Origin of the sequence: Bacillus sp. JJ1764, from assembly GCF_036962145.1 — a bacterium.
Taxonomy (GTDB): Bacteria; Bacillota; Bacilli; order Bacillales; family Cytobacillaceae; genus Neobacillus.
The window spans coordinates 1-16,387 of the sequence record NZ_JBALNY010000070.1 but is presented as its reverse complement, the minus strand read 5'-3'; the positions used below and the strand labels follow the sequence as shown (position 1 = coordinate 16,387).

The following is a 16,387-nucleotide window of genomic DNA, read 5'->3' as shown; positions in this document are numbered from 1 at the left end:
CAATAGTATTCTCTAACATAGCCCTCTATCTAAATAATTTCTTTCTTATTCAAATAGTCCAAGACCTGCTTAACAGCTTCTTCCACTTCCACTGCATCCGAATGAATGATCAATTCAGGCTGTACCGGAGCTTCATACGGGGAATCAATACCGGTAAAATCCTTGATTTCTCCTCGTCTTGCCTTGGCATATAACTGTTTAGGATCTCTTCGTTCACATTCCTCAATTGGACAGCTAATGAAGATTTCAATAAACTCTCCTTGTTCAAACAGCTCCCGGACTTGATCGCGATCAGAACGAAATGGTGAAATAAAAGCAGTGGTAACGATTTTTCCACTGTCCACGAACAGTTTCGCCACTTCACCTATTCTACGGATATTTTCTGTACGGTCAGCTTCAGAAAAGCCGAGATCTTTATTTAAGCCGTGTCTAATATTATCTCCATCAAGTACATATTCACTAATTCCAAGACGGTGCAACTCATGGGATACGGCATTGGCGATTGTTGATTTCCCAGAACCAGATAATCCGGTAAACCAGAGGACACAACTGCCGTGTCCATTCCGCTGGCGACGATCTTCTTTCGTGACTGTTGTATTATGCCAAGTTATATTCGTTGCTTTAGACATCCCAATTCCTCCCTATGCGTGAGCTTTCTCGCGTAAACCTTCAATTAGTACTTCAACAACCTCTTTACGGCTGAATGTGGAAGGCGGAAGTTCACCAGCTCGAAGCATTTCACGCACTTTTGTTCCTGAGAGAATCACTCTATCTTCTTTACCATGTGGACATGTTTTATCAGATGCCATTCCTTCGCACTTTGTGCAATAGAAGCTGTGCTCAAAGAATAAAGGTTTTATTCCTAACTCTTGTTCTGTAAAGTTACTGAAAATATATTGGGCGTCATATGTCCCATAATAGTTTCCAACACCAGCATGGTCACGACCGACGATGAAATGTGTACAGCCATAGTTCTTACGGGCAAGCGCATGGAAAATGGCTTCACGCGGACCGGCATAACGCATGGCAGCAGGATGTACTCCTAGCTGTACACGGTCACTAGGATAATAGTTGTCAAGTAATGCCCGATAGCTTTTAAGGCGTACATCTGCAGGGATATCATCTGATTTTGTTTCGCCAACCAATGGATTCACAAACAATCCATCAACTGTTTCTAAAGCTGCTTTTTGAATGTATTCATGGGCACGGTGAATTGGATTCCTTGTTTGGAAACCAACCACTGTTTTCCAACCCTTCTCTTCAAATAGTACTCTTGTATCTTTTGGCTCAAACCAGACATCGCCGAATACGCCTTTTTCTGGTTTCTTAACTAGAGTTACATCCCCAGCAACATATACCGGGCCTCTTTCAAAAAGTCGTTTCACTCCAGGATGTGCCAATTCATCTGTCTTATATACCTCGACAGCTTCCTTTTGAAGATTTGGTTCATACCATTCAGAAACCTCAATTACGCCATATACAACATCTTTATGCTTTAATTTGATTTTCTCGCCTACTGCTAAATTAGCTGCAAATTCTTGTGAAACAGGAAGGTTAACAGGGATTGACCAGATGGTATCATCTGCTAAACGCATTCTGCTAACAACCGATTCATAATCCTTTTGCCCTAAAAAGCCTGTTAGGGGGCTAAATACACCAACCCCGATTAACTCTAAATCACTAAGAGCAATTGAGTCAATTTCTAATTCTTTTGCAATATCACTATAATCGAAATTGGGACGATATGAATTTATTAATTTTCCGCCATGTGGTTTTGGTAAAAATGACATTTTCAATCAACCTTTCTTTATTAGAATTCCTTAGGTACATTAGTTTCTGTGACATTTGTTTTTGAAATGGGGCGTTTCATTAACGATCGTACGCCAAACACAGATATAAGTGCCCCAATGATCATGATTATTGGGTAAACATTTCTAACGATTACTAATTGAATTATTGTATATGATATGACCATCGACAAAACTGGCGAAACTATCCAAACTGTTAACAATTGAACCACAATATCCTTTTTTAACACGGATAAACCATGCTTAGCAAAACCGATACCGATAATGGAAGAAGTCGTAATTTGTGTAAGCGGAACTGGAATGCCGAAAACGGATGCTGCTGTAACAATACTTGCTCCAGTTCCTGATATGATACATCCTTCTTCAAGTCTAAGGTCTGTTATTTTTTTACCGTTGGTCTCAATAACCTTGTGACCAAGAATGATGGCACCTGCTGCTACTGCCAGTCCTCCCCAAAAAATTCCGTCCCCTTTTGATATGATGGAAGCTGCAACAAGTGGTCCTACTGCATTGGCAACATTATTCATCCCCGCTGAGAACGCTTCAAACAACCCCATAAAGACAACTAGAATAGACAGGATTGGAATAAATTTTGGTTTTTCAACCAAACCTTTGATCGTTTTTATTTTTAAAATTTTTATAGCGAGAATGGCGATGATAAACGCCGCAAATGGAGTTAGTAGCCAGAATAGGGCAATCCACAAAATATTGCCTAAAATAACAGATTGATAAACAATCCCTGCCCCAACCACGGAGCCTACTGCTACTTCGCTGGTAGAAAGTGGTATACCAAAGGTATTTGCCAAAAACAGTGATAGTGCAGCTGAGGCTAATACAATTAATGCAATAGCATTTGTAAAAGTCTCACTTGGAACGATTCCGCTTCCTATTGTTTTGACAACTTCCCCACCCCCAAGCCAAGCACCAAGGAATACAGCTGCTCCGCATAGGAGGAGAGCTACTCTCTTTTTCACCACTCCGGCGCCGTACGAGATCCCCATTGAGGCTGCCGCTCCACTCGCACCGATATTAATTGCAAAAAACAAACCTATTATAATCGCGATGATGGTAAGCGTAAGGAATCCCTCCTTTTCCCGTGCTATGGGAAGTTCATTATTTCATGTGCAAGCCGCACTCTGTTTTTCCGCTACCAGCCCAGCGCCCTGCACGGGAATCTCCACCTTCTAAAACAGCCTGAGTACAAGGGAAACACCCTATGCTTGGGTAATTGTGGTCATGTAATTCGTTATATGGAAGATCTTTTTCACGAATGTAATTCCAAACCTCATCCCATGTCCAGTGAATAAGCGGGCATATTTTAATATTTTCAAATTTTTCATCCCGGTTAAGGAATTGTGTATCTTTGCGGGTTGGCGATTGCTCCCGACGCAAACCTGAAATCCAAGCTTGTTTTGAGGTTAATGTTTCTCTTAACGGAATGACTTTTCTTAACTGACAACACTGGTTAGGATCCCGTTTCCAAAGTGCAGACCCATACTGTGCAGCTTGTTCATCCAAACTAATGGCAGGCTTTTTCTTTTCAATTTTTAATTCCGGGAACCGTTTCTGGATTTTATCAATCACATCATATGTTTCCGGAAAATGAAGATCTGTATCTAAGAAAACGATATGGGCATCTTTTTTCACCTGATAGATCAAATCAATTAGGACAATTGCTTCTGCCCCAAAACTTGATGAATAAACGATTTGATCTTCAGGATAACTTTGGTATGCCCACTCTAAGACGGCAAGTGCCCCTTTTGTATCATCCTCTATAGAAAAGCTATCGGAGATTTGGCTCCAATTTTCAAATGTAATCGCAGTTTTCATCGTAATTCCTCTCCTCTGCTTAAAAAAAAGGCAGTCTTCATCTGAATATGTGAAGACCGCCTCTAGTTTGTCTAGTCAGCGTGGCTTATTTGATTGAAGACGAACCTTTTCATTTTTCTCAATTTGGATGATCTTTCCATCTTGAACAACCAGTGTGATGGAGCCGTAATTTAATTCTTCTAGCATTCTTTTAATCTGCTTGGAAATTTCCTCCCATTCAGATGTTTGCAAATGATTCGCCTCCTTTTCTAAATATCTGTTATTTATTCCACTTAAGGTACCACCTTTTAGTGGTTGATGGAATTAATCCTATTATACCAATAGGAATTTGTCAATATTGTTAGTGAAAATATTTAAAAAATTTGTACCTTTTGATAAAGTAATCCTCATTTTTTCAGAATTTTCCATGGTTTTACCTAACGAAACACTTTTGTCCTTATCGACAAAAGTTAACATAGATTAAAAAGGTTTCTCTAGACCCACATGTCATTTGGTTGCTAAGATAAAATGGAAGATAAAAATATAGGAGCCCTTTTTATGGAACAGCAAAAATATTTAGAATTAAAAAAAGGTGAACAAGGTGCTATCATTAGTATCATTGCATACCTATGTTTAGCAACTTTGAAATTAATCATCGGATACGCTGCCCATTCCGAAGCGCTAACGGCTGATGGATTAAATAACACGACAGATGTCCTTGCCTCTATCGTAGTTCTGGTGGGATTAAAACTATCCCAAAAACCAGCTGATCATGATCACCCCTATGGTCATTGGAAATCAGAAACCGTTGCCTCAATGATTTCTTCTTTCATTATGATGGCTGTTGGATTGCGTGTACTTTATGAGGCGTTTACGTCTGTGATCAATGGAAAGACAACTGCACCGGACCCCATTGCTGCGATAACGGGGTTATTTTGTGCGGTTGTGATGTATTTTGTTTATCGATATAACAAGAAACTAGCCAAAGAGATTCGTAGTCAAGCTGTAATGGCCGCTGCCAAAGATAATCTTTCCGATGCTTGGGTTAGTGTGGGAACGGTAATTGGGATATTGGGAGCACAGTTTCATCTCCCATGGCTTGATCCAGTAACGGCAATCATTGTTGGTTTCTTAATTTGTCATACAGCTTGGGATATTTTCCGTGATGCTTCCCATACATTAACAGACGGATTTGATGATCAGGAAATCAATGTCTACCGTGAAGCTATTCAAAAAATACCTGGTGTTAAGGGAATTTCAGATATCAAAGCCAGAAATTACGGAAATAATGCAGTTGTCGATGTGGTGATCTTAGTTAATTCCAATTTAAATATTCGTGATGCTCACGATGTTGCCACGAGAGTTGAGAGTGTTTTAATGGACGAGCATGGTGTTTTTGATGTGAATGTTCATGTAGAGCCTAATTAATTAAGATTACACACTTTGTTTATGGGATAAACTACTCCTAGTCATCTTAACGACAAGGAGTGTTTTTATTGGAAAAAGAGTTGTCATATGGTGAAGATTATAAAATGATTCCAGCAACCTCCATTGGAAGTGGTGTAGGAATTGAAGTGCTGCCGGATTTATATTGCTATACCATCCAAATTGTTAACATTTGTTTATTCGGTAATTCAGAAGATTTTGTCTTGGTTGACGCTGGTATGCCTGGATCCGCTTCTGAAATAGTGGCCGTGACTGCGGAAAAATTTGGTGAAGGCAGAAAACCAAAAGCGATTATATTAACACATGGTCACTTTGATCATGTTGGCGGGATTATTGAATTGGTTAATGAGTGGGAGATCCCTGTATACGCACATGAAAGGGAGTTACCATTTTTAACAGGGAAAACTAGTTATCCTGAACCAGATTCATCTGTTGAAGGAGGCTTGGTGGCCAAAATGTCCCCGTTGTTTCCAAATGAACCAATAAATCTTGGATCTTACGTCCACGCATTACCTGCAGACGGCAGCGTTCCATATATGAAGGGATTTCGTTGGATTCATACTCCAGGGCATTCACCAGGACATGTCTCTTTCTTTAGAGAGCAAGACAGGGCATTAATAGTTGGAGATGCTTTTATTAACGTAAAACAAGATTCCCTTTACAAAGTGATAACCCAGGAAGAAGAAGTAAGTGGGCCACCAAGGTACCTAACAACTGACTGGCAACAAGCGAAGCAATCCGTTAGTAAACTTGCAGCGCTGAATCCTTCTGTTGCGGTAACAGGCCATGGTCTTCCCCTTTCTGGGGATGCTCTGACCATCGGTTTACAAAACCTCGTTCAACATTTCGATCACTTTGCCATCCCTGATTACGGAAAATACGTCGACAGAAATTTACACTAAATCAAGTATTACATAATAAAAAACTAGATCCACCGGTTTGGCGGATCTAGTTTTTTTACTTATACCATGATTTTGCAGATATTGTTGGTGAATTCTACAGGGTCTTCGATTGGAAGCCCTTCGATGAGTAATGCTTGATTGTAAAGCAGGTTGGTGAAAAGTGTTAGTTTGTCTTTGTCGTTTTGGAATGCTTCTTTTAACGATTGGAATACTTCATGATTTATGTTAATTTCTAGTACTTTGTCTGCTTTAATATTCTGATTGTTTGGCATGGCGTTCAGGATTTTTTCCATTTCAATAGATACTTCACCATCCGTTGTCAAACAAACCGGGTGTGATTTTAATCGTTTAGAAACTCTTACGTCCTTCACTTTATCGGATAGGATACTCTTCATGAGGTCAAAGAGCTCTATATTTTCAACATTCTCATTTTCAGTCTCATTTTTTGTTTCGTCTGCTTCTATTCCTAAGTCACCACTTGAAACGGATTTGAATTCTTTTTCTTTATAATTGATTAGCATTCTAATAGCAAATTCATCGATATCATCGGTAAAGTATAAAATTTCATAGCCTTTATCGGCAACTAGTTCGGTTTGCGGCAGCTTGTCAATTCTCTCATTTGATTCGCCAACAGCATAGTAAATATATTTTTGGTCTTCAGGCATCCTCGAAACGTACTCGTCAAGCGTTACAAGCTTTTTCTCTTTAGAAGAATAAAACATCAGAAGATCTTGCAATTCTTCCTTATGACTACCAAAATCACTGTAAACCCCAAACTTTAACTGTCTGCCAAATGATTGATAGAATTGATCATACTTTTCTCGCTCATTTTTTAATAAGCTTTGTAATTCACTCTTAATTTTTTTACTAATGTTTTTCGCAATTAGCTTCAATTGGCGATCATGCTGCAGCATTTCTCTTGAAATATTTAGTGACAAATCTTCTGAATCCACTAGCCCTTTCACAAAACTAAAATAATCAGGCAGTAAATCAGCACATTTGTTCATGATTAGGACACCGCTTGAATATAATTCAAGTCCCTTTTCGAACTCCGGAGAATAATAATCAAATGGAATGTTCTCAGGTATATACAAAATGGCGTTATATCTGATAGCCCCATCAACACTTACATGAATATGCTTTAATGGCTTATCAAAGCCGTATCGTTTTTCAGTATAAAATTGTTCATAATCAGTATCAGTCAGTTCCTTTTTATTTTTGCGCCAGATCGGAACCATACTATTTATGATTTCTTCCTCTTGATAGTCCTCATATTCATTGTCACTGCCCTCTTTTAAACGGCTCTTGGTCACATCCATTTTAATGGGGTAGCGAATGAAATCAGAATATTTTTTGATAATGGATTTCAGGCGATATTCTTGTAAATACTCGTCATAGTTTTCTTCTTCTGTGTTTTCTTTCACTTTTAAAATAATTTCTGTTCCAACAAAGTCTTTATCAACTGGTGTAATGGTGTATCCCTCTGCCCCTTGAGATTCCCATTTGTAGGCCTCCTCACTTCCCAATGCCTTACTGATCACAGTTACGACATCAGCAACCATAAAAGCAGAATAAAAACCCACTCCAAATTGTCCGATAATATCATAACCATCTTTCAATCCATTTTCTGATTTAAACGCTAAAGAACCACTTTTGGCGATCGTGCCAAGGTTATTTTCTAGGTCCTCCTTCGTCATTCCAATTCCTTTATCCATTATTTTCAAGGTTCTGTCTGCCTGATTAGCAACTACCTTTATGTAATAATCGTCTTTATCGAAAGAAATTGAATCATCTGTCAGTGCTTTATAATAAATCTTATCAATTGCGTCACTGGCATTTGAAATTAACTCTCTTAAGAAAATTTCCCGATGCGTATAAATGGAATGGATCATCATGTCTAATAATCGTTTCGACTCTGCCTTAAACTGCTTCACTTCCATATAAGACCTCTCCCTTAAAGTTAAATTTAAAAGCTACAAGTACAATTAGCACTCTAATACATTGAGTGCTAAACACAATAAAATAAATATCATAAAAATATCATTTCGTCAATCATATAAAAAAAGTCAAAAGGTGCCTGACACCTTTTGACTTATATTGGAAAGTTTGTGACGATGGTCGTCCCCTTCTGATTACTAAAAATTTGGAAAGTTCCGTTGTGATTGTCGATGATCTGCAGACTGATCATCAGTCCAAGGCCCGTGCCTTTTTCTTTTGTTGTAAAGAATGGTTGGCCAATCCGATGGAGCTGTTCCTCAGGTATCCCGCACCCCTGATCAATGACACGAAGCTGGATCTGATTAGATTCAAGCAAACCTACTTCAATCGTAATTTTTCCGCCGTTTGGCATGGCTTCAATAGAGTTTTTAAGAAAATTGATAAACAGCTGTTTTAATTGATTTTCATCACAAATAAAGCTAGGAATCTCTGAAAAGGATTGAATCTCAATTTCTACATTATTCATGATAGCCTGTGTATCAATCAGAGCTTTTACATGTTCTAAAATAGTGAGGATGTTTCCCCTTTTAAACTTCATTTTTTGTGGCTTCGATAGTAAGAGTAATTCACTAAGAATCAGCTCAATACGGTTCATTTCTGAATTAATAATTTCTAAATAATTTTGTTTAAATTCATTTGCGGCTTCCATCAGCCTAATAAAGCCCTTTATAGCTGTGATTGGATTTCTGATTTCGTGAGCGATACCCGCAGCCAATTGTCCGGCAACCGATAATTTTTCCGATTGAAGCAACAGCTCTTGAGTCCTTTTCTTTTCGGTAATATCGCGAATAATGATATGTCGGGCAGGTTCATTTTGATAAATAGCAGGGATGGACTTAACTTCTACTTCAATTTTATTACCGTCCTTACGGATCAATCTTTGCTCCATAAAATCAACGGCGCTTCCCTTCTCAACATCTTTAACCCGTTTTTCCACCACATCGTAGTAACAAGGATCCACAAAATCAAATAAGTTTCTTCCTATAAGTTCATACTTATTTAGTGCCCCAATTAATGCTACAGCTGTGTCATTGGCAAATAAAACCTCTTCATTTCTGGCAATCACAACAGCATCAGGTGAATGTTCGACTATTTCGCGATAAATTTCTTCCCGGTGCTGCATTTCTTCTATGTATTTTTTTCTTTTTTGTTTAATTTCCGTAATATTCTTGGCAACTCCATAAACTCCGACAATTTTCCCATCAATTAGAATAGGATAATTGGTGATATTTACGTCAATGATTTCACCGCTTTTATGGATAATCTGACAATCAAAATTTTGTAATTTTCCATCCACCGATTGATAAAAAAAGGAGAATGCCCGCTCTAAATGCTCCAGAACAATCACTTTCATATAAGAAAGCTTTGAGAATTCTTCTGCTTCATAGCCAAATAGCTGCTCACAGGCGGGATTTACCGGTAAAAAATAGCCATCCAAATCCATCGCATAAATAGCATCTGAATCACAATCTAATAATGGTTTATGATGAATAAGACTTTCTTTCAGATACTTTTCCAATAATAATCTTTTTTCAAACTTAACTATGGAACTATTCATCTCTCTTTCTTGTTCCTTTCTATATCTTTATAAAAAAAACCAAATTAGAAATAGACTTATCTCCTACTTCCATGTGGCTTTGTCAAAGGGCAGGCTTACTTAATCTGCAACTAACTTCCAGATTCTTTTATACTAAAATAATATTAATTGGAATTTGATAATTATTCATTGGGATTAATGGGGTTATTTATATTAAAACCTTAATTTAGAAGAAATGCAATTGGGAAATATTTTTTATAGGGGAGAATATTCATTCTTTCCATTGGAAAAAATAAGCAAAACTAATAGCTATGGAGGATCGCGATGGCAAAGGAATCCAACATGAAACCCGATTATAAAATAATTGCTTATCTAACATCAAATGAAGAACGAAAAGTAACTGGAGCTCCACTTTTTCTATCCTTTAAGACAGAAGAAGAGCTCAAAGATACTACTTTGGAAATTGCCAAGGCCTTGAAAGCAGAAATAGTAAAATTAAAAAATAATGATTACTTAATTATTCGAGCTTAATGCTGCTATATTTTTCATATTTTTTTTCCATTCCTCATAAAATGGACAAGGAAGGCAAGTCCTAGGAGGAATGAATTCCAATAAAATGAGCAAAAAACTGTTAGTTTATGGTGTTTTACTTTTTGGGGGAACATTGCAAGGACTGTCGATGTCCTTATTTTTATTTCCACATTCCATCCCTTCCGGCGGAGCAGCCGGATTAGCGATTTTACTAAACCATTGGTTCCATCTTTCCCTTGGCTTTTCCTTATGGCTGGCCAATATTGTTTTTTTGCTTTTCGCGTTAAAATATTTTGGCTACACTTGGACATTACGTACGATTATTTCCGTGGCAACTACCTCAACGACTGTATCATTCATTACAGCCTATGTACCTCATCTGCATTTTCATTTATTAGTAGACATTGGTGCTGGGAGTCTCTTGTTTGGAGTGGGTGTGGGCTTGCTAATCCGAGCTGGGGCATCCAGCGGAGGGATGGTTATACCTGCATTAATGATTGCCTCATATAAAAAGTGGAGTCCAGGAAAAGTGATGATGGGCATTAATCTAATTATCTTTTTGTTAACTGCATTGGTGATTGATTATAAAATTGTCATTTTTGCGGTAATATGTCAATTTCTATCCACTAATATTATTGATTTTATTTATGAGTTACGCTTTCAAAAGCTATTGTTTCTGACTGCAAATTGGCGGCGAAGATAAGGAAGAAGATCCTACCTATTACAGGATCTTCTTTTTCGATAAATAATCGATAACCTTATTTACCGATTCTTCAATTGTTTCCATAGCTGTTTCAATAGTAATATCTGGTTTATTAGGTGCCTCATAAGGGGAAGAAATCCCAGTGAATTCCGCAATTTCTCCTTTTCTTGCTTTTAGATAAAGGCCTTTAGGATCCCTGTTTTCGCAGACTGAAATTGGGCATTTCAGATATATTTCGATAAATTCATCAGCTTCAAACATGTTACGAACCAAATCGCGGTCTTGCGAAAATGGTGATATGAAGGCGGTTAAGACTATTTGCCCACTGTCAACAAACAATTTTGCTACTTCACCAATTCGACGAATATTCTCTTTTCGATCACCCACACCAAAGCTTAGATCCTTGTTCAGTCCATGACGGATATTATCACCATCCAACACATAACTTCGTATCCCCTGTTGAAATAATTCTAGATCCACAGCATTAGCTAATGTCGATTTACCAGATCCAGATAGTCCAGTAAACCACAAAACACAGCTTTTATGCCCATTCATTAAGTGGCGGTCCGCTTTTGAGACGGTAATATGATGCCAAGTGATATTCCTGTTTTTCCCCATTTTCGACATCCTTTTTTATTTTGTAAAAACTTCCTTCATTCCTTGAATTAGTATCTCAACAACCTCTGGTCGACTGAATTCTTTTGGTGGTTGTACCCCATCTCTCAGCATTCCCCTTACTTTTGTTCCTGAGAGTATTACGTGGTGTTCTTTTGTATGGGGGCATGTTTTTTCAGAGGCCATGTTTTCGCATTTTTTACAATAAAAGCTGTGTTCAAAAAATAAAGGTTTAATTCCTAGCTCCTCTTCACTAAAATGGCTGAAGATTTTCTGAGCATCATACGTTCCATAATAATTTCCTACTCCTGCATGATCCCTGCCTACGATAAAATGGGTGCAGCCAAAATTTTTCCTGACGATAGCATGAAAAATAGCTTCCCGTGGTCCAGCATAACGCATCGCTGCTGGAAAGACAGAAAGAAACACCCTATCTTGTGGATAATAATTCTCTAACAGCACCTGATAACTTTTCATTCGGATTTCACTAGGAATATCATCTGCCTTGGTCTCACCGACTAACGGATTTAAAAACAACCCATCTACTGTTTCCAACGCTGATTTTTGTATATATTCATGTGCGCGATGAACCGGATTGCGAGTCTGAAACCCAACAACCTTTTTCCAGCCTAATTCCTTAAATTTTGCTCTTGTTTGTAGAGGATCTAGATAAAAGTGCTCAAACAATCCTTTTTCAGGTCTGTAAAATAGTTTAATTGGACCTGAAACATATATATCGGGACGATCAAATAATTTCTTCACCCCAGGATGGGCCATGTCAGTTGTTTTAAAGACATTCTCTGCCTCAAAATGTTTTTCAACTTGATAGACTTCTTTTACTCGCATTTTCCCGTAAACTTTATTTACAAAAGCAAGGTTAACATCTTCACCCACACTTAGTTCCGCAGCCTTTTCAGCAGTTACAGCAATTGTGATCGGCAGTGACCAAGGTAATCCGTTCGCTAACCTCATATTTCTTACGACTGAATCATAATCCGCTTTCCCCATAAACCCATCTAGGGGACTGTAAGCCCCGTTAGCAATTAGTTCCAAGTCACTGAAACCCATTTGATCCAATTCGATATAGTTCAATGAAAAATCTATTGGTCGGTTGTTTTCAAATAGATTTATTAATTTACCTCCATGAGGCACACTCTCAATCAACGTGATTCCTCCTCAGTTTTCACAACGATTCTTCTCTATTTATTGTCTAATTGATGTAGTCCGCACTCTGTTTTAGAGTGTCCTGCCCATCTTCCTGCTCGAGAGTCTCCTTCAACAGCAACTGGCTGAGTGCAAGGGGCACAGCCAATACTAGGATAGCCCAGATCATGTAATGGGTTATATGGAAGTTTATTTATTTCAATATAGGCTAAGATATCCTTCCATTTCCAATGGATAAGCGGGCAAATTTTGATGTTGTTGAATTTTTCATCTTTATTGAGGTACTGCGTCAGACTGCGGGTTGGGGATTGTTCTTTTCTTAAACCTGAAATCCAAGCTTTATGTCCACTCAATGCTTCCTGCAACGGAACAACCTTTCGAAGGTAACAACAAAGATTGGGATTACTTTTCCACAGTGCAGATCCATGTTTACTTGCCTGTTCTTCTAATGATAACTTTGGCTTTATTAATGAGATCTTTAATGTTGGATATTTGTTTTTAACTTGATTTATTAAATCGTAGGTTTCTTGGAAATGAAGTCCAGTGTCGAGGAAAACTATTTTTGCCGTTTTATTTACTTTATGAATTAAATCTATTAAAACAATCCCTTCGGCCCCGAAGCTGCAAGCATAGACGATTTCTTCTTTGTATGTTTGATATGCCCATTTTAAAACGTCCAGATAATCGGGCAGCTCTGCAAGTGTTGAATCAACTATGCGCTGGTCCCAATTTTCATAAGTAAGTAATTCCGACACCCCCTCACCCCTCCATATCTTTTATTGTTAAGGTTACGCATGAATTATTTTTGAGTTCTATTTTATTCATGTTATTGATGTGGCCATATTCGGAAAAAGAAATGGCAGCGCGAATCCAGGCTCCATGGCCAAAGGCTAATAAATGATGAACATCATTGTATTTTTTGAAAAATAACTCGATTCGATTTTTTAAATGAAGTAATGATTCTCCCAATACGAGTTCTTCGGGATGCTCAATCCAAAGGTCCCCATAAGTATCTTTTAAGTGTTTCTTTGGCTTCCCCTCAAAAGGGCCGAAGTCTAATTCATCTAATAAAGCTTCAGTTTCAGGCTCATACCCGTAAACGTATGCTGTTTGATGAGTTCGCTTTAACCTACTGGCTAAGATGAGGTCAAATGGTGCAAGTTTTGTTAAAAGACGATGATTCTCTGCAACCCCTTGCTGATATTCAACCGAAACGGGGGATATTTCAATATCCCTCCTACCTTGTAATTGTTGCTGATGATTCCATTCAGTTGGAAGATGCCTTATTAAAGTAATTCGCATTCACGTTCCTCCAAGAAAAAGGTTTCACTTCGTAACCCGCATCGCTGCGTCTCTAACACTAAAACATCCTGCAGCTTAACATTCCCCAAATTGACATTTGCCCCAATTTCTTTTATAAAGTACATCTGATGTTTGGGAGTCGGAGCTTCAAAAATAATTTTTTTGGGATCAAGATCTTTTATTAACTCTTCTATCAAGCAGCTTTTAATCTGACCCGTCTTTTCATAAATGCCTGATGTCCCCGAATCCCGTCCCTCGGTAATCACATATTCACACCCGGCTTCAAGCAGTAAGGAAATTTCTCTTCTCCATTCATCAATATTCATTTCCTTATTGCAATCCTTTGAGCCTACCTCCGAAATAACATAGAAATCTTGCTTTAATTGGTTAATAATATTTAAACGTTCTCCAAGCGGTATATCAAGGGTCCCATTTGACACCTCTACCCATTCAATTCCTAAATCACGTAAAAATTCTGCGTATTCAACTACCTTATTTTGATGATAGCATTTCTCAAATAAAGTTCCGCCACAATACGGTTTAATGTCATATTGCTGATAAAGCTCTATTTTTTGCTTAAGGTTGGGAGTAACATAAGCTGAACCAATTCCAATTTTTGCTATGTCAATCAAATGACTATAATCTGATAAGATGTGCTTTAATTCCCCCATTGAAGTTCCAAAATCAATGATCGAGGTGATTCCATAGGTTCTCTTTCCAGAGGTCCTTTCAGGCAGTGTTAAAAAGTCCATAGGAAAAACTCCTCCTCTTTTTTCTAGGATAGATTATTCAAAAATTGGGTGAATGTGTAAAGATTGAGGTTTTTCCTCAAAAATTAGGCATTTGTCTTGAATAAACAAAGAGGGCATATCAAACAATATAAGAGCTTTAAACATTCATTTAAGGGGGTACTTTTGTTGTCGCAGCAAAAACACAAAGGCATGACTATTTTTGCAATCGGTTCGATCCCTCTTATCCTTGTGTTGGGAAATTCAATGCTTATTCCGATTCTTCCCAAAATGAAATCTGTCTTGGATATATCACAATTTAAAGTAAGTCTAATTATTTCAGTTTTTTCAATTGCTGCTGCTATTTCCATTCCAGTTCTGGGTTATTTGTCTGACCGCTTTTCTCGTAAAGCTATTATTATTCCAGCATTAATTTTATATGGAAGCGGTGGTTTGCTTGCCGGGGCTGCAGCTGCTTGGTTTTCAAATTCTTACATGTGGATCCTTGCCGGAAGAATTATGCAGGGGATTGGTGCAGCAGGAACCGCCCCAATCGCCATGGCCTTGACAGGAGACTTATTTAAGGGCGGCGAACAAAGTAAGGTTCTTGGACTGGTTGAGGCCTCCAATGGCTTCGGAAAAGTAATCAGCCCGATCATCGGATCTTTATTAGCCCTACTGTTTTGGTATGCTGCTTTCTTTGCTTTCCCTCTTTTTTGCCTGATTTCCATTTTGCTAACCATCTTTTTCATTAAAGAAAAAAAGGCAAAGAAGGAACCGCCACCTGTCGGTAAATATGTGAAAGGACTCGTTTCGGTTTTTAAAACTGAAGGCAGATGGTTATTTGCAGCTTATTTGACCGGTGCTGTATGTTTGTTTACTTTATTCGGTATTTTATTTTACATATCGGATATTCTTGAAAAAGATCATCATATAGATGGTGTATTGAAAGGAAGCATACTAGCAATACCGCTTCTGTTCATGACTACCACTTCTTATATTACGGGAAGTAAAATCGGGAAAAGGATGAAATTGATGAAATCTTTAATCATCATAGGTCTTCTGTTAATGACCGGCTCCTTTGCCTCTTTAATTTTCTTTAAAAAATTAATTCCGTTTTTTTCGGTCTTAGTCATTAGCAGTGTTGGAACAGGGTTAGTGCTTCCATGTATCAATAGTTTTATTACCGGTTCAGTTCCGACAGACCGCAGAGGCTTTGTTACATCCCTTTACGGATCCGTACGGTTTTTGGGTGTGGCTATTGGTCCCCCTATTTTTAGTAAATTAATGGACTGGTCACGTGCTGGAATGTTCCTGACAACTGCAGGGCTAACACTGGTTTGTGCCATTCTTTGCCTAGCACTAATCCATGTGGCCAAAAAAGAACCAACAAAAGAAAATGATACTTTATTTGAAAAGCTTCAGTTCACTTAAAAAGGAGTAGATTTATGTGCAAATTTATTTTTCTCCTGAGGTTATTACACCCCAATTTCAAGTTTTAAATGTGGTAGACACAAACAACAAGGCTGTCGGAAACGTCGCCTTTCTATTTGATGAAAAAAAGCTATATGTATATGGAATTTTAGAGGAAGAAGGAGTCGGTGCAGATTTTAAGGATTTGGTCACTCCCTACATCAAAGGGTTGGCAAAAGCCAAAGAAGGCACTGAAATTTTTTCCTGTCTCTATATCGGCTGTAAGAAAATTAAGCTGCAAGAGGAAGAAGAAAAATAATAACTGGCTGGGGTGAAACAAATGAAAGCACAATGGATTTCCCACGAACATGTCGTTATGATTGTCACTGCAGTTATTGTGGGCACCTTAGCCAGAGTGTTTACTATTAAAG

At 38.0% G+C, this 16,387-nt stretch carries 18 protein-coding genes; 6 read left to right on the top strand and 12 right to left on the bottom strand.

What is annotated here, in order from left to right:
- Positions 1 to 29: 29 nt before the first annotated feature.
- The 5 genes from cysC (V7083_RS11570) to V7083_RS11550 form a co-directional block, all read right to left on the bottom strand.
- Positions 30 to 629, bottom strand: a complete 600-nt coding sequence (gene cysC / locus V7083_RS11570; RefSeq protein ID WP_335477818.1) for an adenylyl-sulfate kinase — start codon at positions 627 to 629, stop codon at positions 30 to 32.
- A gap of 12 nt (positions 630 to 641) precedes the next feature.
- A complete protein-coding gene (gene sat, locus V7083_RS11565) occupies positions 642 to 1,790 on the bottom strand; it encodes a sulfate adenylyltransferase (protein ID WP_335477817.1) in 1,149 nt (382 codons plus the stop codon).
- A gap of 20 nt (positions 1,791 to 1,810) precedes the next feature.
- Positions 1,811 to 2,854 carry an inorganic phosphate transporter gene (locus V7083_RS11560; RefSeq protein WP_335477815.1) on the bottom strand — a complete coding sequence of 348 codons (1,044 nt, stop codon included), beginning with the start codon at positions 2,852 to 2,854 and terminating at the stop codon, positions 1,811 to 1,813.
- Positions 2,855 to 2,921: 67 nt separating this feature from the next.
- On the bottom strand, positions 2,922 to 3,638 hold the full coding sequence (locus V7083_RS11555) for a phosphoadenylyl-sulfate reductase (RefSeq protein ID WP_335477813.1): 717 nt from the start codon (positions 3,636 to 3,638) through the stop codon (positions 2,922 to 2,924).
- Between the two features lie 75 nt (positions 3,639 to 3,713).
- The gene (locus V7083_RS11550) at positions 3,714 to 3,845 is read right to left on the bottom strand and encodes a YezD family protein (protein ID WP_435553858.1); all 132 of its coding nucleotides are present in this window, start codon (positions 3,843 to 3,845) and stop codon (positions 3,714 to 3,716) included.
- Positions 3,846 to 4,175: 330 nt separating this feature from the next.
- Between V7083_RS11550 and V7083_RS11545 the strand changes: the two genes are divergently transcribed.
- Together V7083_RS11545 and V7083_RS11540 are read left to right on the top strand one after the other, a co-directional pair.
- Positions 4,176 to 5,045 (top strand): cation diffusion facilitator family transporter, encoded by an 870-nt coding sequence (locus V7083_RS11545; protein WP_335477811.1) that lies wholly within the window; start codon positions 4,176 to 4,178, stop codon positions 5,043 to 5,045.
- Positions 5,046 to 5,113: 68 nt separating this feature from the next.
- On the top strand, positions 5,114 to 5,965 hold the full coding sequence (locus tag V7083_RS11540) for an MBL fold metallo-hydrolase (protein ID WP_335477809.1): 852 nt from the start codon (positions 5,114 to 5,116) through the stop codon (positions 5,963 to 5,965).
- A 59-nt stretch (positions 5,966 to 6,024) separates the two neighbouring features.
- Here the strand turns inward: V7083_RS11540 and htpG are convergent, their stop codons facing one another.
- Entirely contained in the window at positions 6,025 to 7,905 is a 1,881-nt protein-coding gene (gene htpG / locus V7083_RS11535; protein WP_335477807.1) for a molecular chaperone HtpG, read from the bottom strand.
- A gap of 152 nt (positions 7,906 to 8,057) precedes the next feature.
- Positions 8,058 to 9,521: a PAS domain S-box protein gene (locus V7083_RS11530; RefSeq protein WP_335477806.1), complete on the bottom strand. Its 1,464-nt coding sequence runs from the start codon at positions 9,519 to 9,521 to the stop codon at positions 8,058 to 8,060.
- 303 nt (positions 9,522 to 9,824) lie between these two features.
- On the opposite strand from V7083_RS11530, the gene V7083_RS11525 reads away from it, so the two are divergent.
- Complete coding sequence (locus V7083_RS11525) at positions 9,825 to 10,031, top strand: capping complex subunit for YIEGIA (protein WP_335477804.1); 207 nt, start codon at positions 9,825 to 9,827, stop codon at positions 10,029 to 10,031.
- Between the two features lie 70 nt (positions 10,032 to 10,101).
- Positions 10,102 to 10,734, top strand: a complete 633-nt coding sequence (locus V7083_RS11520; RefSeq protein ID WP_335477802.1) for a YitT family protein — start codon at positions 10,102 to 10,104, stop codon at positions 10,732 to 10,734.
- Positions 10,735 to 10,752: 18 nt separating this feature from the next.
- Here V7083_RS11520 and cysC (V7083_RS11515) read toward each other — a convergent pair whose 3' ends face one another.
- Genes cysC (V7083_RS11515) through V7083_RS11495 form a run of 5 tightly spaced genes read right to left on the bottom strand, consistent with a single transcriptional unit; the run spans position 10,753 to position 14,567 of the window.
- Positions 10,753 to 11,352 carry an adenylyl-sulfate kinase gene (cysC, locus tag V7083_RS11515; RefSeq protein WP_335477800.1) on the bottom strand — a complete coding sequence of 200 codons (600 nt, stop codon included), beginning with the start codon at positions 11,350 to 11,352 and terminating at the stop codon, positions 10,753 to 10,755.
- 15 nt (positions 11,353 to 11,367) lie between these two features.
- Positions 11,368 to 12,513 (bottom strand): sulfate adenylyltransferase, encoded by a 1,146-nt coding sequence (gene sat, locus V7083_RS11510; protein WP_335477798.1) that lies wholly within the window; start codon positions 12,511 to 12,513, stop codon positions 11,368 to 11,370.
- Between the two features lie 35 nt (positions 12,514 to 12,548).
- Positions 12,549 to 13,268 carry a phosphoadenylyl-sulfate reductase gene (locus V7083_RS11505; protein WP_335477796.1) on the bottom strand — a complete coding sequence of 240 codons (720 nt, stop codon included), beginning with the start codon at positions 13,266 to 13,268 and terminating at the stop codon, positions 12,549 to 12,551.
- Between the two features lie 4 nt (positions 13,269 to 13,272).
- Positions 13,273 to 13,815: a histidine phosphatase family protein gene (locus tag V7083_RS11500; protein ID WP_335477794.1), complete on the bottom strand. Its 543-nt coding sequence runs from the start codon at positions 13,813 to 13,815 to the stop codon at positions 13,273 to 13,275.
- Positions 13,800 to 14,567: a phosphosulfolactate synthase gene (locus V7083_RS11495; RefSeq protein ID WP_335477792.1), complete on the bottom strand. Its 768-nt coding sequence runs from the start codon at positions 14,565 to 14,567 to the stop codon at positions 13,800 to 13,802. The genes V7083_RS11500 and V7083_RS11495 overlap by 16 nt, the downstream gene beginning before the upstream one ends.
- Before the next feature lie 189 nt (positions 14,568 to 14,756).
- Here V7083_RS11495 and V7083_RS11490 point away from each other — a divergent pair, with 189 nt between their 5' ends.
- The gene (locus V7083_RS11490) at positions 14,757 to 15,977 is read left to right on the top strand and encodes an MFS transporter (RefSeq protein ID WP_438823718.1); all 1,221 of its coding nucleotides are present in this window, start codon (positions 14,757 to 14,759) and stop codon (positions 15,975 to 15,977) included.
- Positions 15,978 to 15,993: 16 nt separating this feature from the next.
- Positions 15,994 to 16,275: a hypothetical protein gene (locus V7083_RS11485; protein ID WP_335477788.1), complete on the top strand. Its 282-nt coding sequence runs from the start codon at positions 15,994 to 15,996 to the stop codon at positions 16,273 to 16,275.
- The last annotated feature ends 112 nt before the right edge of the window (positions 16,276 to 16,387 follow it).